At 32.8% G+C, this 23,822-nt stretch carries 20 protein-coding genes; 7 read left to right on the forward strand and 13 right to left on the reverse strand.

Features of this window, described 5'->3' with window-relative positions:
• Positions 1-158: 158 nt before the first annotated feature.
• Together ACHZDT_RS12130 and ACHZDT_RS12135 are read left to right on the forward strand one after the other, a co-directional pair.
• Complete coding sequence (locus ACHZDT_RS12130) at positions 159-1,520, forward strand: hydroxymethylglutaryl-CoA synthase family protein (RefSeq protein ID WP_394774888.1); 1,362 nt, start codon at positions 159-161, stop codon at positions 1,518-1,520.
• Positions 1,521-1,742: 222 nt separating this feature from the next.
• Positions 1,743-2,147 (forward strand): helix-turn-helix domain-containing protein, encoded by a 405-nt coding sequence (locus ACHZDT_RS12135; RefSeq protein WP_394774889.1) that lies wholly within the window; start codon positions 1,743-1,745, stop codon positions 2,145-2,147.
• A 368-nt stretch (positions 2,148-2,515) separates the two neighbouring features.
• Here the strand turns inward: ACHZDT_RS12135 and ACHZDT_RS12140 are convergent, their stop codons facing one another.
• Both ACHZDT_RS12140 and ACHZDT_RS12145 read right to left on the reverse strand, forming a co-directional pair.
• On the reverse strand, positions 2,516-2,965 hold the full coding sequence (locus ACHZDT_RS12140) for a GNAT family N-acetyltransferase (RefSeq protein ID WP_394774890.1): 450 nt from the start codon (positions 2,963-2,965) through the stop codon (positions 2,516-2,518).
• Between the two features lie 80 nt (positions 2,966-3,045).
• Positions 3,046-3,681, reverse strand: a complete 636-nt coding sequence (locus ACHZDT_RS12145) for a hypothetical protein (protein ID WP_394774891.1) — start codon at positions 3,679-3,681, stop codon at positions 3,046-3,048.
• 453 nt (positions 3,682-4,134) lie between these two features.
• Here ACHZDT_RS12145 and ACHZDT_RS12150 point away from each other — a divergent pair, with 453 nt between their 5' ends.
• Positions 4,135-5,427: an aminopeptidase P family protein gene (locus ACHZDT_RS12150; RefSeq protein ID WP_394774892.1), complete on the forward strand. Its 1,293-nt coding sequence runs from the start codon at positions 4,135-4,137 to the stop codon at positions 5,425-5,427.
• 277 nt (positions 5,428-5,704) lie between these two features.
• The gene (locus ACHZDT_RS12155) at positions 5,705-6,481 is read left to right on the forward strand and encodes an alpha/beta fold hydrolase (RefSeq protein ID WP_394774893.1); all 777 of its coding nucleotides are present in this window, start codon (positions 5,705-5,707) and stop codon (positions 6,479-6,481) included.
• Positions 6,482-6,557: 76 nt separating this feature from the next.
• Here the strand turns inward: ACHZDT_RS12155 and ACHZDT_RS12160 are convergent, their stop codons facing one another.
• Both ACHZDT_RS12160 and ACHZDT_RS12165 read right to left on the reverse strand, forming a co-directional pair.
• Positions 6,558-6,932, reverse strand: coding sequence for a hypothetical protein (locus tag ACHZDT_RS12160; RefSeq protein WP_394774894.1), 375 nt, complete (start codon positions 6,930-6,932; stop codon positions 6,558-6,560).
• An 18-nt stretch (positions 6,933-6,950) separates the two neighbouring features.
• Positions 6,951-7,271, reverse strand: a complete 321-nt coding sequence (locus ACHZDT_RS12165; protein ID WP_394774895.1) for a hypothetical protein — start codon at positions 7,269-7,271, stop codon at positions 6,951-6,953.
• A gap of 289 nt (positions 7,272-7,560) precedes the next feature.
• Between ACHZDT_RS12165 and ACHZDT_RS12170 the strand changes: the two genes are divergently transcribed.
• Positions 7,561-7,704: a hypothetical protein gene (locus tag ACHZDT_RS12170; protein WP_394774896.1), complete on the forward strand. Its 144-nt coding sequence runs from the start codon at positions 7,561-7,563 to the stop codon at positions 7,702-7,704.
• Between the two features lie 9 nt (positions 7,705-7,713).
• On the opposite strand, the gene ACHZDT_RS12175 is transcribed toward ACHZDT_RS12170, so the two are convergent.
• From ACHZDT_RS12175 to ACHZDT_RS12205, 7 genes are all read right to left on the reverse strand, one after another.
• Positions 7,714-8,388: an ATP-binding cassette domain-containing protein gene (locus tag ACHZDT_RS12175; RefSeq protein WP_394774897.1), complete on the reverse strand. Its 675-nt coding sequence runs from the start codon at positions 8,386-8,388 to the stop codon at positions 7,714-7,716.
• Positions 8,389-8,678: 290 nt separating this feature from the next.
• Positions 8,679-11,444 (reverse strand): PD-(D/E)XK nuclease family protein, encoded by a 2,766-nt coding sequence (locus ACHZDT_RS12180; RefSeq protein WP_394774898.1) that lies wholly within the window; start codon positions 11,442-11,444, stop codon positions 8,679-8,681.
• 64 nt (positions 11,445-11,508) lie between these two features.
• On the reverse strand, positions 11,509-12,972 hold the full coding sequence (locus ACHZDT_RS12185; RefSeq protein WP_394774899.1) for an OmpA family protein: 1,464 nt from the start codon (positions 12,970-12,972) through the stop codon (positions 11,509-11,511).
• Between the two features lie 112 nt (positions 12,973-13,084).
• Positions 13,085-14,278 (reverse strand): glycine C-acetyltransferase, encoded by a 1,194-nt coding sequence (kbl, locus tag ACHZDT_RS12190; RefSeq protein WP_394774900.1) that lies wholly within the window; start codon positions 14,276-14,278, stop codon positions 13,085-13,087.
• An 81-nt stretch (positions 14,279-14,359) separates the two neighbouring features.
• The gene (locus ACHZDT_RS12195; protein ID WP_394774901.1) at positions 14,360-17,518 is read right to left on the reverse strand and encodes a UvrD-helicase domain-containing protein; all 3,159 of its coding nucleotides are present in this window, start codon (positions 17,516-17,518) and stop codon (positions 14,360-14,362) included.
• 141 nt (positions 17,519-17,659) lie between these two features.
• Positions 17,660-18,265 (reverse strand): lipoprotein signal peptidase, encoded by a 606-nt coding sequence (locus ACHZDT_RS12200; RefSeq protein WP_394774902.1) that lies wholly within the window; start codon positions 18,263-18,265, stop codon positions 17,660-17,662.
• 118 nt (positions 18,266-18,383) lie between these two features.
• On the reverse strand, positions 18,384-18,599 hold the full coding sequence (locus ACHZDT_RS12205; protein WP_394774903.1) for a hypothetical protein: 216 nt from the start codon (positions 18,597-18,599) through the stop codon (positions 18,384-18,386).
• A 179-nt stretch (positions 18,600-18,778) separates the two neighbouring features.
• On the opposite strand from ACHZDT_RS12205, the gene ACHZDT_RS12210 reads away from it, so the two are divergent.
• The gene (locus tag ACHZDT_RS12210; protein ID WP_394774904.1) at positions 18,779-19,135 is read left to right on the forward strand and encodes a roadblock/LC7 domain-containing protein; all 357 of its coding nucleotides are present in this window, start codon (positions 18,779-18,781) and stop codon (positions 19,133-19,135) included.
• A gap of 35 nt (positions 19,136-19,170) precedes the next feature.
• Positions 19,171-19,551 (forward strand): hypothetical protein, encoded by a 381-nt coding sequence (locus tag ACHZDT_RS12215; protein WP_394774905.1) that lies wholly within the window; start codon positions 19,171-19,173, stop codon positions 19,549-19,551.
• Between the two features lie 247 nt (positions 19,552-19,798).
• Here ACHZDT_RS12215 and ACHZDT_RS12220 read toward each other — a convergent pair whose 3' ends face one another.
• Both ACHZDT_RS12220 and ileS read right to left on the reverse strand, forming a co-directional pair.
• Positions 19,799-20,179 (reverse strand): TraR/DksA family transcriptional regulator, encoded by a 381-nt coding sequence (locus ACHZDT_RS12220; protein ID WP_394774906.1) that lies wholly within the window; start codon positions 20,177-20,179, stop codon positions 19,799-19,801.
• Positions 20,180-20,189: 10 nt separating this feature from the next.
• The gene (gene ileS, locus ACHZDT_RS12225; RefSeq protein ID WP_394774907.1) at positions 20,190-23,645 is read right to left on the reverse strand and encodes an isoleucine--tRNA ligase; all 3,456 of its coding nucleotides are present in this window, start codon (positions 23,643-23,645) and stop codon (positions 20,190-20,192) included.
• Positions 23,646-23,822: the final 177 nt, after the last annotated feature.

Genomic DNA, 23,822 nt, shown 5'->3' on the forward strand with positions numbered 1-23,822 from the left:
CACAATCCTGATCATCTCAAAAATTTATCATATTAGTATTTTAAGTAAACTTTTAATTTGTTTTCTTCAAAAGTGTCATTGAGAACAATTTTAATAGATTTAAAAAGTTGTCATTCCATAACATAATTTTACCTTTATCGGCTTCAAAAAAAATGATAATGAAAACAGGAATTGACGCTATCTCTTTTGATGTAGCCAACATACATTTACCTATAAAAACTTTGGCAATAGCCAGAAATATTGAACCCGAAAAACTAGAAAAAGGTCTCGGACTAATCAAAATGACTTTACCGGACGTTCATCAGGATGTAGTTGTTTTTGGAGCAAATGCTTTGACCAAACTTATCCTTGAAAACGATATAAACCTGAACGAAATCAATCGGATTTATGTGGGAACTGAAAGTGCAATAGACAGTTCTAAACCAATTAGTTCTTTCCTGATTAGTTTAATGGAACAAAAATTTGGAGAAGATTCCTTGTCCGAATGTGATGTTGTTGATTTTACTTTTGCCTGTATTGGCGGTGTTGACGCTTTGCAAAACTGTATTGATTTTGTAAAACTGAATCCAGCTAAAAAAGCAATTGTTGTTACGACCGATTTTGCAAAATATGATTTAAATTCGACCGGAGAATACACACAAGGAGCCGGAGCACTTGCAATGCTAATAACTTCGAATCCAAGAATTATTGCTTTTGATGAAAATTGGGCAACAAGTACCAAGGGTGTTTTCGACTTTTTTAAACCGTACAGAACTATCTCAAAAGAAGCGATTACGCAAAACGAAAACAACAATCCGTGGTTTGATAATATAGAAGCCGAAATCGAAATCCATAAAGATCAACCGGTTTTTGATGGTCAATATTCGAATCAGTGTTATATGGATCGCACGCGAAATGCCTATTTTTCATTCAAGAAATTAAAAAATACTACCGAAACTTTATACAATTCCTGGAACAGTATTATTATGCATCTTCCCTACTCTTTTCAGGGACGCAGAATGTTATCTGAAATTTATGCTTTAGATCATGAAGATAAAATTATTTCCGACAATATTGAACCCGCAGATTATCAAACCAAAATTAAAGAAGTTGGAAAATCTGACGAATACAAAAAGTTCGTAACTGAGAAATTGCAACCAGCAGAATTGGCTTCGTCTTTAATAGGAAATCTTTATACAGGTTCTATTTTCATGGGATTATTATCGACTTTGGCTCATTATTACGACACAAAGCAAGAAATTGCAGGAACTAAATTTGGATTTCTTGCCTACGGAAGCGGATCTAAATCAAAAGTTTTTGAAGGAACAATTCAACCTGAATGGCAATCGGCTTTAGCCAAAACAAAACTTTTTGAAAATCTGAAAGAAAGTGTTGAAATTAGTTTTGAAACTTATGAAAGTCTTCATAAAAAAGAACAAAAACAAAGTGTTCGAACTCCTAAAAACGAATGGATTTTAGCCAGAATTGAAAAAGAAATTCCTAATTTAATTGGAGCGAGATATTATAAATGGGTGGAATAATTAAATTCCAATATAAAAATTCCAAATTCTAAATAAAACCGAAGCAGAAATGCTTCGGTTTCTCTATATCAAGATTACGCAATTCTATTATAAAAATCAACAAGAGTCCGAAAAATTGTATTTTTACACCTTGAGAAACAAATCCAAAAATGTATCTCACAAACAAAGACTTGTTTCCCACCGAAACCCAAAACGTAACAGAATTTTAAATATCTTTGAACTATGAGCACAGATACAAAACCAAAACATATTGGGCGAAACATTAGCCGAATCAGGGAACTTAGAGATATGAAACAAGAGGCACTTGCGATGGCAATAGGCACGACGCAACAATCTATTTATATTATTGAAGGAAGCGAAAGCGTTGATGATGAAAAACTCAAAGCAATTGCCGAAGCTTTGGGCGTTCCTGCCGAAGTAATAAGGAATTTTTCAGATGAAGCTATTTTTAATATTATTGGGAATACAGCAGATAATAATTCCTCTATAGTAAATTTAGGTTGTACTTTTAATCCGTTAGATAAACTTCTGGAATCTATCGAAGAAAATAAAAAACTTTATCATTTATTAATTCAGGCTGAAAAAGAAAAAGTTGCTCTTTTAGAAAAGTTTTTGAGCGAGAAATAATTTTTTAAATAAGAATTTCTTAATAAACATTCTGCATCTTTGTCAAAATTTTAAAACTTTGACAAGGGTTTTTTTATGAATTTGCTTATTGTTGCGGGCACGGATTGCAAATCCGCGCTATCGGTTCAATTGTTGTCGAATATTGGATGTGATTTCTCCTCTGTCGAAATTGACAAAAACTAAAAATTCAATTCCATTATTGGCAATTATGCACAATCTTGTCATTTCGACAGAGGAGAAATCGCACAAGAAACTCCGCAAAGAAAATTGTTAATCGTTGCCGAATATTGGATGTGATTTCTCCTCTGTCGCAGAAATGACAAAGCTTGCGAATAAACTAAAACACATTTCTCAGAATCACAAAAAAACTAAAAATTCAATTCCATTATTGGTAAAAATCGATCTTTAATTGAAGTTTCTATTTGACCAATTTTCACAAATCCGAATTTTGCATAAAAAGCTTCGGCATTTGGTTCTGAGTTGAGAATCACTTTTTGAACTTCAGTGTTTTTTAATTTGTTTAAAAAATCGTTCATTAATATTTTCCCAAGTCCTTTACCAATAAATTCAGGCAAAACAAACAAATTATCAAGCTTGATAGTATTTTTACTTTCATGGAAGAAAGAATAATATCCAATAATCTTGTCTTCAACAATTAAATTATAAACCGGATTGGCTTCGATATATTCTTTAGAAACCGTTAGAAATTCAGACCAGATTTCGATTTGCTCATTTGAATATCCCCAATATGCTTTTGACTTTTTGGTGATTTCCGTGAGAGTTTCGTGGTTGTTGGGGATTGCTTTTTTTATGCTCATTTTTTAATAAATCGTGGTATTTTGGGTTTTGCCCTCGGTAATGGATTGGTAATTGGCGTTATTAAATTTCTATTTTATCTTTATTCAATAACATAAATTAACTTTGGTGCGCCTGTGTCATGTTCAGCAACTGCAAAATAAAATGGCTTTTTTAAATTAAGTTTTTCAAAAATATTATCTTCATTTGCCTTTTTAAACAATTGATTTATTTCTATTAATGCTGTTGATTCAAAGAGATTGTAAATAGTATTCACATCAATAAAATCATCAAAATTATTTTCCTCGCCTTGTATATTTTCTGTTAAATAATATAAAGTGGGAGAAACAAAAGCGGGCAAAGAGGATATATTATCTAAATATTCCATTCTATCATCCATTATTTCAAATTCAGAAAGTTGCAAATCTGAATCATTAAAGTCAATAGCAAAAGCTTCTAATTCTCCACCATACAAACCTCCATGTTCAAAATAAATCATATTGAAACTTTTTTCAATATCATTATTGTATTTATCGGCTAGCCAATATTTATCTATATTCAATTTTAATTCTTCAAACATCAACTGAATTGTATCTTTTCGATCTTGATTTTTCCATAAATTATAAAAAGCAAAAAAGGTTTTATTTTCTGATTTCTTCAAATCGTCTGTAACTATTTGTTTTGCTTCGTTTTCAATTTCTTGAAACCGCTTTAAAATTGAATCGTTTATTTTTTCCATATTCTTAATTGTAATGGACACCAATATACAAAATACCATAATTGAAAAACCGACTTATTTCTAAATATTAAACTTCTAATAAAAACTAAGATTCGCGTGAGGGATTGAGGCGGAATAAAAGATATAGCCGAAAGCCCGACCCGGACGGACACACCATTATAAGATTCTAAGGTTCTGAGAGTCTAAGTTGCTAAGTTATCCAAGATTGTGCAAAAATCACTCAAAATCAATCTTTGACAAACCCGACAGGTTTTTAAAACCTGTCGGGTTTACTTTGCGGAGCTACTTACGGAGATTCTTCGTTTCAGAAACAATATGATTGTGTAAAAAAACTTTGTGACTTAGTGTCTTCGTGCAAAACCAAAACAAATAAGAAAACTTTAATAAAGCAATCTGATGCCATTCTCTAAAAATTAGTAATTTTGAAATTCGAAGTTCAAAAAATAAGTTATTATGAAATATCATCAAATAAACAGCGCTCTTTTTGTAAAAAATCGCAGAAAATTTACGGCAGAAATGAAACCTAATTCTGTTGCCGTTTTCAACTCAAACGACATTTATCCGGTTAGTGCTGATAGTACTTTGTCATTTGCGCAACACAGGGATATTTTTTATCTGAGCGGTGTGGATCAGGAGGAAAGTATTTTGCTTTTGTTTCCGGATGCGCCTTATGAGAACCAAAAAGAAATGCTTTTCCTGAAAGAAACCAGCGAACATATTGCAATTTGGGAAGGGGAAAAACTGACTAAAGAACGTGCTTTTCAGGTTTCTGGAATCAGAACGGTTTATTGGCTGCAGGATTTTCATAAAGTTTTGAACGAAATGATGACGTATGCTGATACAATGTACATTAATACGAATGAACATTATCGCGCAACTGTTGAAACTGAAACTCGCGAAGCTCGGTTTGTAAAATGGTGGAAAGAACGTTATCCTGCGCACAATGTCGCAAAAAGCAACCCAATTTTACAACGTATTCGGTCTGTAAAAGAAAGCGAAGAGATCGATTTGATTCAGCACGCTTGTGATATTACTGAGAAAGGTTTCCGTAGATTATTGCCTTTCGTGAAACCAAATGTTACTGAATATGAAATCGAAGCCGAGTTGGTTCATGAATTCATCCGTAACCGTTCTAAAGGTTTTGCTTATACGCCTATTATTGCTTCGGGAAATAATGCGAACGTTTTGCATTACATCGAAAACAATCAGCAATGTAAAGCGGGAGATTTAATTTTATTAGATGTTGCGGCCGAATATGCAAATTATTCCAGCGATATGACGAGAACAATTCCGGTTTCGGGAAAATTCTCTGAAAGACAAAAAGCGGTTTATAATGCGGTTTTGAAAGTTAAAAACGAAGCGACTAAAATGTTGACTCCGGGAACGCTTTGGAAACAATATCATTTTGAAGTTGGTAAAATCATGACTTCGGAATTGCTTGGTTTGGGTTTAATCGATAAAGCCGATGTTCAGAACGAAAATCCAGAATGGCCAGCTTACAAAAAATATTTCATGCACGGAACTTCTCACCACATGGGACTTGACACGCACGATTATGGCTTGCTTCACGAACCTATGAAAGCAAATATGGTTTTTACAGTTGAACCTGGAATTTATATTCCGGCAGAAGGTTTCGGAATTCGTCTTGAAGATAATGTTGTGGTTCAGGAAAAAGGAGAACCTTTTAACTTAATGCGCAATATTCCGGTTGAAGTGGAGGAAATTGAAAGTTTGATGAACTCTTAAGTGAGGAAAGACTAGAAGAAGAAAGAGTATAGAAGAAAGATGGTTGGCGGAAATGCTGACCATTTTTTTGTTTTAAACCATATAAGTGATATAAGTTCATTTTAGTTTAAAACGCTAATTCAGATTCAACTTTTAAATGAACTTATATAACTTATATGGTTTAATTATTTTGCTAAAATTGAACTGAATGACTTATTTTTTTTAACCCGAATGAACTAATGTTTTTTATATGGTTTTGGGTTTTGTTATCTTTGCAATTATAATTTAAAACATCATTTTGAAAAATATTCTATATAAAAATACTAAAATATCTTTTACTGATTCGGGTCAGGGAACTGTAATTGTATTACTTCACGGCTTTTTAGAAAACAAAAAAATGTGGCAGGAATATGTTGCTCTTTTCTCTGAAAATTATCGCGTTATCACCATTGATTTATTAGGTCACGGCGAATCTGATTGTTTGGGATATGTGCATTCTATGGAGGATAATGCAAATGCTGTTCATGAGGTTTTAGATCATTTAAAAATCGAAAAAGCGATTGTTCTTGGACATTCTATGGGAGGTTATGTTGGTTTGGCTTTCGCCGAATTATTCCCGAAGAACATCAATAAATTAGTTTTATTAAATTCCAGCTCTAAAGCAGATAGTCACGATAAAAAAATAAACCGAAATCGCGCCATTAAAGCAGTAAAACAAAATTATGTGAACTTTGTAAGCTTGGCGATTGCTAATTTATTCAGCGAAAACAACAGAACAAGATTAGCCGATGAAATTGAAAAAGTAAAAATTCAGGCTTTAAAAACTCCTTTACAGGGAATTGTAGCTTCGCTTGAAGGAATGAAAATCAGGAAAGACAGAGAATCGTTCTTGAAACAGGATTTATTTCCTGTATTATTGGTTTTAGGCAAAAAAGATCCGGTTTTAAACTACGACGAAAATAGTACCCAAATAGAAAACACAACCGCAAAACTGGTTTCTTTTGATGACGGACATATGAGCCAGATCGAAAATAAGGAAGAATTGAAAACTATTTTGTTAGATTTTTTCGAATAAAACAATTCAGATAAAAAGCAAAAAAGGCCGCTCAAAAAATTTTGAAACGGCCTTTTTCTCATTATTGGGGGCAAAATTATAGTTTTGAAATAATGTCTTTTTTGAATTTAGCTAAAGTTGCTCTTGTTAATCCAAGGTTTGCTTTAGTTGAATCAACTGCTAAATAAATAAAATATTTACCATCTTCAGATACATCTATAATATGTATTTGATCTGTAAGTGTAATTAAGATATCATTGATTTTTTGATTTAATCCTAAAGCTTTAATGGCGTTCAATTTTGCTTTTACAACTTCTAAATTATAAGCAGATGCTAATTCCGGATCAAAATCTGGATTTAGAGAAAGTGAACAATAAGACATTCCTGTTTCAACTTCAGTTACTGAAACGGCAATAAATCCATTAATATTTTCTTTTAAATCGTTTTGAAAATTCTGTAAAAAATCTGACATGTTTTAAATTTTATTTAATTAATTATTGAAAACGGTATCCATTTTGCGTAACAAAAGTCCCATTTTGCTTATATCTTTAGAAAGCAGCGCAACACAATTATCATATTCGTCTTTATTTGCCACTATAATACCATCTTTATTTTTAATCATTACTTGTTTTAGATCTCCATTATTTACGTCTTCAGACATCTCTAAACACATTTTTAAGATCATTCCAATCATTGCAGCTACATTTCCATCATACTCCAAATTAACCGATTCCAGCAAGATTCCATCTATGTTAAATGTTAACCCAGATTCAGCTCCAGTTTCCTCGACAAGTGTATTCAAATCTATCATATTGCTATTATTTCATTTTTAAGAAGATTCAAAGATATTTTAATAATATAGTATTGTCCGATAAACACTTGTTAAAAAAAAGTAGCACGTAACCATTTGAATTACTTTTATTTATACTATAATGTTTCCTGATTTTTAAAATAAATCTAGTAAAAAAGAGCAAGAAAAAAAGAAGAATTGTTTGAAAAATTTAGATTCTGTTTGCGATATCTTAATTCCCATCTTAACACTTGGAACAAACAGTGTTTACTGGGAGTTTTTCATAACTTTGCAAAAAAAATTGCACGATATGAAAACTGTTGACGAAGTACGTTTTGACTTAAATGTCAAATTAATGAAATTTAGAAGGTTTCGTTTTGAAAACGGAAGCATAAACAATTCTAACTTACAAGAACAAGCAAAAAAAGGATTTTTTAAAAAAATCTTTAGTTAGAAAAAATGGCTATAAAAAAGCTGAACTAGTTAGATATCCTTTATCAACAAGTTCAGCTTTTTCTTTGATATAATGGGTTTTACCATCTTTGATCAAAATCAACTGAGTCGAAATCTTAATTACGTTTTGATAATTGTGATCTGTAATGACAATTCCCTTTTTGTACGAATTGGTTTTTATCAATTCATTGACCGTATCTACCATTATTGGCGACAATCCGTTATAAGGTTCGTCCAGTAAAACAAATTTTGAAGCATTAAATAAAACAATTTTAATTTCAAGATATCGCAATTCTCCACTTGATAAATGATTTATTCGTTTACCTGAAATCGACCGAATAAACTCATCTTCATTGAAAAATTTTATTTTTTGTTTATCGACAGATAATAAAACTGCTTTTTTTACGGAGAAATGATTGGGAATGAATTGTTCTTGCGACAAGTAACTAATATCATCCAATAAAATATTTTGGTTATTTTTTGACACAGCATCAATCCGAATACATTTATTTGGAGCTGATATTACTCCGAAGATTATTTTTAACAAAGTCGATTTTCCGGAACCATTTCTTCCTAACAAACCAATAATATCTGAAGTTTCGCATTTTAGGTAAACATCTGAAAGAATTACTCTTTCGCCATATTTCTTTTGGATTCCATCAACTTCTAAAATATGCTTTTTCAAAATATTTTCTTTATTAAAAAAATCATGAACCCTATCAAGATCGTCGCTCCAAAAGTAAAAAGATAACTGAAAACTAAAAGTTGAATTTTCGAAATTCCATTATTTGCATAAAACAAATATTCGTTTTTACGGTATAATTCTTTAAAACCTATACTTATTAAAAAACCAAAACTTAAAAACAGAATAAAAAAATCAAAACCACCCAGCAAAACAGCAATAGAACAAACAGTTAAGTTAATAACCAAAGTGGTTTTAAAAAATTCGAATATGTTTTGTAGTTTTCTAATCTCTTAATTTATTTTTTCCTCGAAAGGAATAGTAGCGTCAAAAATTTCTGATAGTAATATTACGATTTCTTCTGTATAATTATTCAGAATTTCTTTTGTAACGGTATAATTTAATTCTCTTTCTTCTTTAAATCCAAAAGGAAGAAAACCGGATTTCAGGTTTTTAAACGAAATAATTCCAACTTCGATTGGCAAATCACCTGCTTCTTTTTCAAACATAAAGGCATAAGCCAAAACCTGAATAATTTTGTCGTTTTTAAGCTCTTGTGTTAATCCGTTCCAGGACTTAAGTATAATATTCGTTTTTTCGACTTTTCCCGTCTTATAATCGATAATTCTGATTTTTCCGTTACGTTGTTCAATTCTGTCGACATTTCCTTTAATTAAAACCGGAAAAGGTAACTTTGGATGATGCAATTCACGTTGATATGTTTTTTCTAAAGCTATAATTTTTATTGCATCTCCGTTTTTAATAGATTCTAATTCGATTTTTAAGAAATTAGAAACATTTCGTTTTGCCACTTCAAATGCCAAAAGATTCCGTCCTTTTTTTATTTCACCTTCTTTATAAATCATTTTGAATTGCTTTAAAACTTCTTCATCTAAAAGTTTAAAACAATTTTCCAGATCAGTTTCCGAAATAAATTTCCCCACAAACGGATCATACAATGCCTTTAAAGTTTCGTGAATAATAGTTCCCAACGTATTTAACGCAATATTTTCCTCTACTTCATCTACTTCCCGAATACGCAGAATTTTTTGGAAATAAAACTGAATCGGATTCCGAATATAACTCGTCAATGCCGAAGGTGAAAAACCTGCAATTGCGATTTCTTTTAAACGTTCCATCACAGCTTCAGATTTTAAAACTGTCATTGGCGTATATGCCATAGTTGGCAAAACAGGATTGTAAATATCAAAAGTCAAATTATGTTTGTGCTGTTTCTCGACCTCTAATTGTGTTATAAATCTGCTTCGTTCACCAGCATCTAATCCATCATTTTCAGTATTATAAATTAAATAAATATTTTTAGCCCTTTGCAGTAAATGATAAAAGTGATAGGTATAAATGGCATCTTTTTCTTTAAAAGTCGGCAAGCCTAATTCATTTTTCACATCATAAGGAATAAATGAATTTTGAGATTTACCGGCAGGAAATTTTCCTTCGTTCATAGAAGTTACAATTACGGTATCAAAATCCAGAACACGACTTTCAAGAACTCCCATAATTTGCAATCCATGCAAAGGTTCTCCTTCAAACGAGACTTCGGCTACATCAATAATTTGTTTGTAAATAGCATGCAAAGTGTCGATATTATCAATATGATGATGTTGCGAATAATAATTTATCAACTTATTAATCACTTTAAAAACCGCAAACACAAACGCCTTCGCAATCTTTTCTTCTTCATTATCATTATTAAAATTCTCTTTTATCAAAAGTAAAAGCGCCGATACATTTTCAAGAACAGATATGGAACCGCTTTCCCATTTTTGAAATAGCAATTTAAACAATTGCGATGGCTCAGGATTAAGTTCAATAACCCTGTTATGTGTAATAAAAGTATAATTATTCTCTTTGATAATCCTGACTAAATTACCCGCATTTGCATAAGGTTCAACTAATGGATGCGTTAAAATATCAAGTACATCTTTATAATAAAACACATAACTATCGCCTTTTCTGGAAAGCGCATTTGTATGCATTTTAAATAGTTTTGCAATTAATATTTGAGACGGATTATTTTTTCCGGAATATCCCATAGTAATATTCAAACTCCCAACTGATGAAGGCAACGAATATAAAATTGGCATTAATAAATTTTCCTCTCCCAATACAATAGCAACTTTATCCAGTGAAGTCATTGGATTTTCGTTGATTATATTTTCGATTATACTTCCTGCTAATTTTGCCTGACCGATAGTTTTAGGAGTTCCAATTACCTGAATATTTTTAGATTGAGAAAAATCATCTACAATCCATTCAAAAATATTTGTTTTATAATGTTTCCAACTCTCTTTAAACCTTCTCACAAAAAGTCCGGCATCATGGTAAGGATCATTTAAAAATGTTTGATCAACATCCCAATAAATTTTAGCCTGATCCAACGCTAAAAGATGTTGTACAATTTTTTCTTCGGCAGCATTTAATGCATTGAAACCTGCAAAAATAAAAGTTCGGTTTGCAATAGTATTTGAAAAGTGATTTAAGTTATTTACTGCTTCTCTATAAATTAAACCTTGATATCCGATAGATTTATTTAATAAATGATTGTATAATGCATCATAATACATTGGCAGCAATTTCCAGAAGTCAATGTAGTTTTCTAATAGCCTGGTACTATTTTCAACTTCAATTCCCCATTTTTTGATATCTTCAATATCTTTCAAATAAGATAAAACATGACTTGGATCTAAAAGATAACGATCTATTTCGTTAAAATCCTGTAAAAGTGTTTTTGCCCAATTGGCGAATAATTCAAACGATTGTTGGTTTTGCTTATCAGTTACAGAAAGATAAACTTCATAAAACTCAAACAAAAGTTCGATTGCATCTACAGATCGTATCGAAGCAACATCTTGTACAAAGTCTTCAATACTAATAATTTCAGGCGAAAGAATTGTATTTTTAGTTTCATTTTTTAAAGCTTCGATTAAAAAAACCTTAGCTCTTTTATTAGGCAAAATAATAGTCGTTTCAGCAAGTTTCGCTGAATAATCCTGAATTATAACGGATGCTATTTTGCCAAGAAAAGAAGTATTTATCATTTGATAAAAATAAAAAAAGCCATTCAATTAAGAATGGCTTTTAGCATTTATTTACGAAGGTAGATTATAGTTTACCAGCAAATTTAGAACCAATGTGTTTGATTTCAGTTCTTCTGTTTTGTGCTTTACCTGCAGCAGTTTTGTTACTTGCAACTGGTTGAGACTCTCCAAAACCTTTAGACTGTAAGTTATCAACGTTTACTCCTCTTTCGATTAAAGCGTTCATAACAGCAGCAGCTCTGTCTTCAGAAAGTTTTTGATTCAATTTATCAGAACCATCGCTATCAGTATGTCCTTCAACGCTAAATTTAGCATTTGGATAGTTGATAAGGATTTGTTTGATAGCATCTAATCTAGCTAAAGTTTCTTTGTCTCCAGTTTTGAAAGTAGCTTTACCTGAGTTAAAGTATACCGCTCTAGCTTGAACTTTAAGATCTTCTAATGCTTCAGCAGTTACTTCAGGACAACCTCTATTACTAGCAGGACCTGCAACTGTAGGACAATCATCATCTTTGTCAAGAACACCATCTTTATCAGCGTCTAAGAAAGGACAACCACCATTTTCTTTAGGACCAGCAACTGTAGGACATTTGTCATCTTTATCAGCAACACCATCTCCGTCAGTATCAGGACAACCTTTTAAAGCAGCTAAACCAGCAACATCTGGACAAGCATCATCTTTATCAGCAATTCCGTCTCCGTCAGTATCAGGACATCCGTTTAATGCAGCTAAACCAAATACATCTGGACAAGCATCACTAGCGTCAACGATTCCGTCTCCATCAGTATCAGGACATCCGTTGAATTGTTTTAGACCAGCAACATCTGGACAAGCATCATCTTTATCATAGATTCCGTCTCCGTCAGTATCTTTACCTCCGAATTTGAAAACTAGACCTGCAGTGTGTTGAAAGTGAGATGGAGCATCTGGAGCTCCAGAAGCATCAACTCTATCACCACTAACTGACCATTTGTATCTTGTAGCAAGCTCAAGACCAATAGCATCTGTAAACCAGAAAGTTACTCCAGCACCTGGATTAACTGTTCCGTAGCTGCTATCACCAAAGAAAGTGTAACCTCCACCAACAGATAACGAAGGATCAACTACTTTAGATTTGATTAATTCCTGGAAGCTATATTTAATAGTAGCATCAATTCCGTAATACATTAAATCACCAGGATTAGTTACAACGTTACCTCTTCCGTCATGCCCAACAGCATTTGGAGCGAAAGTAACAAATTTATCAATTTTGTTTACAGATCCTTGTAAACCAACAGAGAAACCACTACCTACATATCTAGACACACCAATGTAAGATAAAGAAGGAAGAATATTCCAGTTGTCTTTAGCAGCGAATGCTTGAGAAAAGTGTTGATCAAAGAATCCACTTCCTGATCCAGAACTTGTTCTAGTATCAACGGCATTAACTCCAAAAGAGATAGCCCATGGATTGTTACTGTCTTGTGCGTGAGAACTTAAACCCATCACCATCATCACAGCAACTAAAAGTTTGTTAAGATGTTTCATACTTAATTTTTTTAATTACAATTTAGTTAATTACAGACAAAAGTAACACCAAAATTTTTAAATACAAAATGAAATGTTAAAAAAAACCTACAAAAATTCCAGCAAATGGGAATTATATAACTTTTAACAAATGTCCAACAACTTTAAATGCCTCTATTGCCCTGTCTAAGTGGTCTTTGGTATGCGCAGCTGAGAGCTGAACTCGAATCCTTGCCTTATCTTTAGGAACCACAGGAAAGAAGAATCCGATTACATAAATCCCTTGTTTTAAAAGCTCATCAGCCATTTTTTGAGATAATTTTGCATCATATAACATTACCGGCACAATGGCAGAATCTCCATCAATTATATCAAAACCGGCTTTTTTCATTCCGTCCTTGAAATAATTTGTATTCCATTCTAATTTATCTCTTAAAGAAGTATCTTTTTCTAATAATTCAAAGACTTTTATAGAAGCTCCAACAATTGCCGGCGCCAGAGAATTTGAAAATAAATAGGGTCTTGAACGCTGACGCAGCAATTCAATTATTTCTTTTTTAGCTGTTGTATAACCGCCCATTGCTCCACCAAGAGCTTTACCCAGAGTTCCTGTAATGATATCAACTCTGCCCATTACACCTTTTGCTTCAAGCGTACCTTTACCTGTTGCACCAATGAATCCTGCAGCATGACATTCATCAACCATAACCATCGCATCATATTTATCAGCCAGGTCACAAATTTTATCTAATGGCGCTACAACACCATCCATCGAGAATACACCATCAGTAACAATTAATTTAAAACGCGCTCCGGCTTCATTAGCCTTAATAAGCTGTTGTTCTAAATCTTCCATATTACTGTTTTCATAACGGTAACGTGCTGCTTTACACAAACGTACACCATCAATAATAGAAGCATGGTTTAAACTATCCGAAATAATTGCGTCATTTTCCCCTAATAATGGTTCAAAAACTCCTCCGTTTGCATCAAAAGCCGCAGCGTAAAGAATTGTATCTTCGGTTCCATAAAATTCGGCGATTTTTTTCTCTAAAGTTTTATGAATATCCTGAGTTCCGCAAATAAAACGCACGGATGACATTCCGAAACCATGAGTATCCATAGCGTCTTTTGCAGCTTGCACTACTTCAGGATGTGATGAAAGACCTAAATAATTGTTTGCACAAAAATTTAAAACCTTTTCACCTGTCGAAATAGTAATTTCTGCATCTTGTGCCGAAGTTATAATTCTTTCCTTTTTAAAAATTCCGTTTTCTTCAATAGTTTGCAACTCACTTTGCAAATGCTCTTTTATTTTACCGTACATTTTTATTTATTTAAAACGTTAAAAATTAACAACTTAAACCTGTTAAGGCGTCAATTATACTTTAACATCTGATTAATTTTTTCACAAATTTACTACATCGATTTCTGTTCCTATATACACCAAAGCCTTTTTTAACACTTTGTATCCTAAATCTTCAATAGCATCCTGATATTCTTGAATTTGTTGTGCGTATTTTGAATTTATCACGCCGGTTTTATAATCCAGAAGATAAGCCTCTTTGTTTTGAGTAAGAACAATTCGGTCCGGTTTCAGTATTCTGCCTTCTTTCTGAACTATTGTTTGCTCATTTAAAACAGTATAATTACCATCAAAACAAACACTTAATTCAGGATGATTTACAATTTCATTCAGCGTTTTTAAAACTAACTCTGTCTGATCGATTGTAATTAAACCATTTTCAAGTGCTTTGGTGACCGCCAAATCAATATCTGATTTATCTTTAACAAATGCCAGAATCTCATGAATTATATTTCCATAAGATATTGCTTCCTGCTGATGTGTTCCCCACATTAAAGCTTCACGTTGCGCAATCCTAATATTTTTCGGATTCAAAACTTCTGAAACAACTGGTATAGTTTTCACTAAATCAAAAGAATCCACAAACTCTGAAAGCCTGGCTTTATTTCCAAATTCATATTCTAGTTTTTCCTGATCATAAACTCCTTTATTCATTAAATATTTAATAAAAAACGAAGCCATATTATTCGGGAATTCTCCGTCTTTTCTTTCTTTCAAAGATTGCGAAATAATATATAATTGTTCTTCAGCACGGGTTAGCGCCACATACAACACATTTATATTGTCCAGCAATTCTTCTTGTTTTTTCAAATTAAAAACTGCCGAAGCACTTTCTCCAAAACCTTCAACTGCGCTGCTATTATCAATTAATGCCTTCGGAACACCTAAATCAGTATCTTCGGTATCAAGCCATAATTTATCTTTTGGTTTTCGATTATAATCTTCTTCTGCAAAAGGCATGATAACAACAGGAAACTCTAATCCTTTTGACTTATGAATGGTCATTATTCGCACGGCATTATTTCCTTCCGGCGACGGAATACTAAATTTCTCTCCGTTTTTATCCCAGTAACTTAAAAAATCTGCAATTCCGGCCTGATTTCTAATATCCCGCTCTAAAACGATGTCCAGAAAAAACTGCACATAGGCATTTCCTTCCGAAATCATTACAAATTTTGAAATGATAATCTCGACTGCTTCGTAAAGTGATTTTTTTCGAATATTTTCAAAAGACAGTGAAACATCAAAAGTCAATAACCATTTTTCAAAATCAACTTCAAACTTTTTTGACATTCCGGCAGCAATGAAATCATGAATTGGCATTTGAATATCTTTGCCTGAAGCCAAAAAGTGCAGGAAATTTGCTTTGGATTCCAGATCCGCACTATTGTTTAAATATTTCAATAAATGAACAATCAGCCGAACTTCTGTGGCATTTTGAATCATTAAAGTTTCCGATGATAAAAGCGGAATATTTTGCTCTGTTAAATAATTGGCAATTGCAATTCCCTGATCTCTTTTACGAGTCAGAATTACAATATCTTTATATAAAAAACCTTCGCGAACAACTTTCTGAATCGCATTTAAAGTTGCCAAAACATACAAATCTGATTTTTCTACAACTTCTTCATCATCTGCAAAATCATTTTTTTCAATTATCGGAAGGAAAGAAATATTGACATAACCTCCTTTTTTTGAATTGGAATTCTGAAAACTATGATTTTCATATAAATCTTTATAATCTTCATTTGAAAACTCGGCCGAAATCAAACTAAAAAAAGCATTGTTAAAATCAATTACTTCGCTATAACTTCGATAATTAGTATCTAAATGTTCCACTTTCTTTTCATGATTAAAAAAAGAAGTAGCTTCCTTTCCTAATTCAATAAATTGCTCAGCTTTTCCTCCTCTCCATCGATAAATGGATTGTTTTGGATCGCCTACAATCATCAAAGTTCCTTTATTACCAAAATCATCCTGACCGGAAAGTGAATTATGTATCAACGGAATCAAATTTTGCCATTGCATCTCTGAAGTATCCTGAAATTCATCAATAAAAAAATGGCGATACTTTTCTCCCAAACGTTCGTAAATAAATGGCGCGGGCTGATTTTGAATTTCGCGATGAATGATGGCATTAAATTCTGAAATTGACAAAATATTTTGTTCTGATTGTATTTTCGCCAACTCATTACTAACTGTATTCAGGAGAGAAAGCGGCGTAATATTTTTTAGAAATGCTTTATAAAAATCTCTTTTTTCGAAATTCTTATAAATCTTCTCTAAAATCTGAAGTAGTTCCGGAATAATATTTTCGATTAACGCTTTGTCTTTTGCCGTTTTATTAATTGCAATATCATCAAATTCATGAAAGGTTTTATTTCGCGGATTAAATTTTCCATCACGAATGCTCTCTAAGTGATTCGGAAAAGTTCCTCGGGAAAATGATTTTAAATCAATTCCGTTTTTATCAATTAAGACAAGAGCTTCAACCGAAAAATTTTCATTTTCAGATTCCAGTTCTTTGCACAGCGCCTGCATTTTCTTTTTTATTATTACAAACTCTTCGATCGAAGTATCCTGAAAATGCGAAATCTCATTTCTGTTATTTTCATTTAAAACCAATCTTCCAGTTTCCAGAATTTCACGCGAGACATCCCAACTTTTATCATCGTCGGTTTTTTCCATCGTAAAATCGATCAGTAATTTTGTCAAAGTTTCATCTTGACCTGCCTGAGCAATAATTGCATCAACGGCTTCTACCAATAAATTTTCAGTATCTAAAGTGACTTCAAAAGTCATTGGTAAATTCAAATCATGCGCAAAAGCACGAATTACTTTATGGGTAAATTTATCGATTGTAGAAATATCAAAAGCAGCATAATTATGAATTAAATGCTTAATTATATTCTGAGATTTTGTTTTGATTTTAATAACCGAAAGTCCTGTGGCACGAGATAAATCCTCCATTAAATCTAACGCTTTCGCGGAAGGCTGCTCTTTTGTAAACTCAGACAAACTGCCCACAATACGGCTTTTCATTTCATGAACCGCTTTGTTGGTAAAAGTTATTGCAAGAATATTTCGGTAAGCATCGTTTTTAGGAGAGGAAAGAATAATTTTGAGATATTCCTTAACTAACGTATAGGTCTTTCCTGAACCTGCTGATGCATCATAAATAGAAAAAGACGGACTTTGCATAAGTTCAGTTTTATAAAGCAAAAATAGCACAATAAAAGATCAAATCCCAATAATGTAAAATTCCAAATTCCAATACTTGCAAGCAATTAACGCTTCAAATATTGGAATTTGGAATTTATTTATTTCTTGATTTTAAAATAATTATGCCGTTTTAGGAAAGGCTCTTTTATTAAAGAACAACAAAATTCCAACTCCTGTAGAAATTGCCATATCGGCTACATTAAAAATAGCATTAAAAAAAGAAACTTCTTCTCCGCCCCAAACAGGGAACCAAGTTGGCAAAGTTCCTCTCCAGATAGGAAAATAAAACATATCTACCACTAAACCGTGAAACCATGTTCCGTAAGGTTCCGGTGAAAAAAGCGTTGCAAGATTACCATGACTGTCATCAAAAATAATTCCGTAAAAAACAGAATCGATAATATTTCCTGCTGCTCCTGCAAAAATCAAGGCAATTGAAACTATTAAATAAGTCGAATGGCGTTTTTTGATTGAATCAGATAACCAATAAGCAATTCCGAATACTGCGAAAATTCTAAAAACGGTCAGAATCAATTTTCCGTATTGTCCGGGTATTTTTGTTCCCCAGGCCATTCCTTCATTTTCTATGAAATGAATTCTGAACCAATCAGCCCCCATTACCTTTACTTCATCACCTAAAACAAAGTTTGTTTTTACGTAGATTTTTGAAAGCTGATCAATAATTAAAACTAAAAATATAAGGAAATACGCTTTTCGTAATGACATTTTATTAAATTTTGATGCGCAAAAGTAACAATTTAATCAAAAAAAACGCCCCAATAGGAGCGTTAATTCTTTTATAATATTAATCTGAGCAATTAAAATACTTTTATTATTACAAGATCTATTTTTTCACATTTTGCTGAGCCGTTGTCTTGGGCGTATCACTAAAAAATTCAGAAATAGATTTAAGCAAACCTTTTCCTTCCTTTCCAGACGCTGCTTTTTTTGCTTCAGCCTTTTTTATATCGGCTTTAAGCTTAATGCGAATTTTTTCAAAATCCTTCATTTTGTTTTCCACATCCGAGGTTACTTCTTTGAATTTCAATACTTTAGCCATTATGTAAGTTTTTTACGGTAAATAAATAAAATTATTAACGATTTAGTATTACAATGATACATAAATTAATTTATATTTGTTAATAAAAATTAACACTTGTTTAGAACAAAAACTCATATTTAGTCCAATACCCCAACAAAACCTAGTAAATTTTAACAACTTTCCCAAATCTTACAAATATGAATGAAATTACAACTACTCTAAACGACTTTCTGGTTAATACTAAATCTTCGGCTGCATTAATTTTAAACGGAAAAGGAAAACTAATCACTTCCCTGCATCTTGATTATGCAGATAGTGTTGCCGCAATGAGTGCAGCAATTTTATCAATGAGCGAAAAACTTTTAATTGATCTCGATAAGGGCGCTTTGAAACAGCTCTTTTTAAAAACCTCTGAAGGTGTTGTTATTGGAAATAAAATAAGCGGCACAAACTTTATAATTGCTTTTTCAAAAGACGGCAGTAATCTTGGCTTATTAATGCGCTCAACAGATGAAGTTGCTGTAGAATTAAGTAAGAATTCCCTATTAAAATAACATAGATCTATTAACCCAACAAACCCACCTAAATTATGAGTAATGACTTTTTAAACGTGTTTTTAAATGAAATGAAAACCAACGTAAATGGCTTTATTGCTGTTGCCGTAACCGAAATTGAATCAGGATTAAGCTTTGGCAACCTAACAGTAGATCCTTCGTTTGATCCGGAACTTGCTGCGGCTTATAATCTTGAAGTTGTTAAAGCAAAATTAAGCGCCGTAAAAGCCTTAAATTTAAAACAAGATATTGAAGATATTTTGATTACACTTACGAATCAAATACACATTATCGACATATCTCCAAACAAAAAATTTATGATTTACCTGGCTGCAGATGCTACTAAGGCAAATTTAGGAATGACAAGAGCTGTTTTAAGAAAACACAAATTAGAATTAGAGAAAAACTTAGCTTAGTTTTTATCTTATTTTTTTAATTGGAACTATTTTTAATTAAGGATAGTTCCAATTAAAATTATTTTTTCATTGCCCCAAATCAAGACTTTTTACCTTCTTACAAAAAAGAGAGTTCTAATTTCAGCTCATCTTTATTACTTATAATTAAATTCTTTCAAAAGCTTTACAATCTTTTTATGCTTCGTTTCAATAAAACATTAAACAAAAAAAACGCCCCTAAAAGGAGCGCTTATTTTATTAATATTGATTATCGTTGCAAGTTTTTCGCTTCGATACTCATTGTAGCGTGAGGAACGATTTTTAGCCTTTCTTTGCCAATTAACTTCCCTGTTACTTTACAAATACCGTATGTTTTATTTTCAACACGGAATAATGCGTTTTTTAGGTCGCGTATAAACTTTTCCTGTCTGATAGCCAACTGTGAGTTTGCTTCTTTAGACATTGTTTCGCTTCCTTCTTCAAATGCTTTAAAAGTGGGAGATGTATCATCTGTTCCGTTATTTAAATCATTCATGTAAGCACTTTTTATCAAATCCAGATCGGATTGTGCTTTTTGTATTTTATTTTGAATTATTTCTTTGAACTCCGCTAAATCAGCGTCAGAGTATCTTGTAATTTCATCTATCATTTTTATACTTTTATTTTGAAATTAATATCATTGTTTTAATATCATCAAATTCAATTTCTGTGCCGTTTTCTAAAGCATCCACAAAAACCAAATCTTCTGTTAGTGTCTCAGACTTAATATAGTCTACATTTTTCAGAATTGCTTCTTCTAAGATTCCGCTTCTTTTTATTTGAACTTTAATTTTATCAGTAACTTCAAATCCAGAATCTTTACGGATATTTTGAATTCTGTTAACCAACTCTCTTGCGATACCTTCGTTTTTCAATTCGTCAGAGATTGTAATATCAAGCGCAACTGTGATTCCGTTTGAATTTGCAACCAGCCAACCTTCAATATCCTGAGATGTTATTTCGACATCTTCTAATGATAAAGTTACGTTATTTCCAGCAATAACAATACCTAACGTGCCTTGCTTGTCTAATTGATTGATCTGATCTGCTGATAAATTTTGTATCTCCTTAGAAATCAATCCCATATCTTTTCCAAAACGTGGTCCTAACGCTTTAAAATTAGGCTTTATCTGTTTTACCAAAATACCTGAATCATCATCTAAAAGCATGATTTCTTTCACGTTTACCTCTGCTTTTATAAGCTCAGAAATAGCCTGAATTTCGGTTCTTTCTTTTTCGTCAAGTACTGGAATCATTACCTTTTGCAACGGTTGACGCACTTTAATTTTTTCTTTGGCGCGAAGCGATAAAACCAGCGATGAGATGGTCTGTGCTTTCTGCATTTTGCTTTCTAACGTTTTATTAACAAAGTTTTCGACAAATTTAGGGAACTCAGCCAAGTGAATACTGGCATATTGCTCAGATTTTGTAGAATTCGTTAAATCACGATACAATTTATCCATGAAAAAAGGAGCGATTGGAGCGCTTAATTTACTGATCGTTAACAAGCAAGTATAAAGCGTTTGATAAGCTGCAATTTTATCATGGGCATATTCTCCTTTCCAGAAACGACGACGGCATAAACGAACGTACCAGTTGCTTAAGTTTTCCTGAACAAAGTCAGAAATTGCTCTTGCAGCTTTTGTAGGCTCATAATCCTCATAACATTCATCAACAAATTTTATTAATGTGTGTAATTCAGATATAATCCATTGATCGATTTCCGGTCTTTCGTTTAACGGAATTTCCGCTTCAGCGTATTTAAAACCATCAATATTGGCGTATAACGAGAAGAACGAATAAGTGTTGTATAATGTTCCGAAGAATTTACGGCGAACCTCAGCAATTCCTTCAAGGTCAAATTTTAAATTGTCCCAAGGGTTTGCATTCATGATCATGTACCAGCGTGTGGCATCAGGACCGTATTCTGCAATGGTTTTAAAAGGATCGATAGTGTTCCCTTTACTCTTAGACATTTTTATTCCTTCTTTATCTAAAACTAAACCATTCGAAACTACATTTTTATACGCTACTTTATCAAAAACTAATGTTCCAATTGCGTGTAATGTATAAAACCATCCACGAGTCTGATCGACACCTTCTGCGATGAAATTCGCAGGAAAATCTTTATTCTCGTCAATTTTATCCTTATTCTCAAAAGGATAATGCCATTGTGCGTACGGCATTGCTCCTGAATCAAACCAAACATCAATTAAATCGCTTTCACGTTTCATTGGTTGGCCTGAAGCCGAAACTAAAGTAATCTGATCGACTACATTTTTATGTAAATCGATTAAATCATAATTAGATTCAGACATGTTTCCGATTTCAAAACCTTTAAACGGATTTTCTTTTTGAAAACCTGCTTCGATAGATTTTTCGATCGCATTGTACAATTCTTCAACAGAACCAATAAGAATTTCTTCTTTTTTGTCTTCAGTTCTCCAAATTGGCAACGGAATACCCCAATATCTAGAACGAGATAAATTCCAGTCGTTGGCATTTTTCAGCCAGTTCCCAAAACGTCCTTCACCAGTAGACTTAGGCTTCCAATTGATAGTTTCGTTCAGGTCGAACATTCTATCTTTTACATCGGTTACTTTAATGAACCAAGAATCTAGTGGATAATATAATAACGGTTCATCAGTTCTCCAACTGTGTGGATAACTATGTACGTATTTTTCAACCTTAAAGGCTTTATTTTCTTCTTTTAATCGAATAGCGATTTCAACATCTACTGAACGTTCCGGAGCTTGTCCTTCATCGTAATATTCGTTTTTCACATATTTACCGGCAAGATCTCCTAAATGCGAAGTGAATTTTCCTTGCAAATCGACTAATGGAACCGGTGTTCCGCTTTCGTCTAAAACTAACATTGGCGGAATTTCCGGCTTTGCTTCTTTTGCAACCTTGGCATCATCAGCACCAAAAGTTGGAGCAGTATGTACAATTCCGGTTCCGTCTTCGGTAGTAACAAAATCTCCTGCAATTACTCTAAATGCGTCTTGTGCATTTTGATATGGCAATACATATTGCAATAATTGTTCGTAACGAATTTCTACTAAATCAGCTCCTTTTGCTTCGGCTAAAATTTTGTACGGAAGCTTTTTATCTCCTTCTTTTACATTATCAAAATCCGCATCGTCTTCGCTTGCAAAAAATCCTTTTCCGAATTGTTTTCCAACTAAATTTTTAGCCAAAACAACATTTACAGGTTCAAATGTATATTGATTAAAAGTTTTTACTAAAACGTAGTCGATTCTTGGACCAACTGTTAAAGCAGTATTTGATGGTAATGTCCAGGGAGTTGTAGTCCATGCTAAAATGTGATAATCCTCCCCCGACCCCTCCGAAGGAGAGGAGACAAGACGAAATGCTTTTTCTATAGAGTTTTCAACTCCCTTTCCTTTGGAAAGGGCTGGGGATAGGACTTTAAACTGAGCTACAATTGTAGTATCTGTAACATCACGATAAGCTCCGGGCTGATTTACTTCATGCGAAGAAAGTCCTGTTCCTGCTTTAGGCGAATATGGCTGAATTGTGTATCCTTTGTACAACAAGCCTTTATCATAGATTTGCTTCAAAAGCCACCAAACAGATTCCATATATTTTGGTTTATAAGTCACATATGGATCTTCCATATCTACCCAATATCCCATTTTTTCGGTCAAATCATTCCATACGTCAGTATAACGCATTACGGTTTTTTTACACGCTTCGTTATATTCTTCGATAGAAATTGTTTTACCAATATCTTCTTTTGTAATTCCAAGTTCTTTTTCGGTACCTAATTCTACTGGTAATCCGTGCGTATCCCAACCGGCTTTTCTTTTTACCTGAAAACCTTTTTGAGTTTTATAACGACAAAAAATATCTTTAATCGCACGTGCCATCACGTGGTGAATTCCCGGTAATCCATTTGCTGAAGGCGGACCTTCAAAAAACACGAAAGGCTCTGCACCTTCGCGAGTTGTTACACTCTTTTCAAATATATTTTCTTCCTTCCAAAAATCAAGTACTTCTGACGCTATTGCTGGCAAGTCAAGTCCTTTGTATTCAGTAAATTTTGTGCTCATTTTATCCTTTTCTTAATCGAGGTGCGAAAGTAAGGAATTTTGAATTATTGACCGCCACTTTATTAAAATTTCACAAACTTTTGTTGGGATAATTGGTACAAAAACAAAAGAATTGATTAGTTTCTGTTACTAATCTCAAATAATTGAGTCAATAAACCAGAAACCAATCAATTCTAC

Source organism: Flavobacterium sp. (assembly GCF_043722275.1).
Lineage (GTDB): Bacteria > Bacteroidota > Bacteroidia > Flavobacteriales > Flavobacteriaceae > Flavobacterium.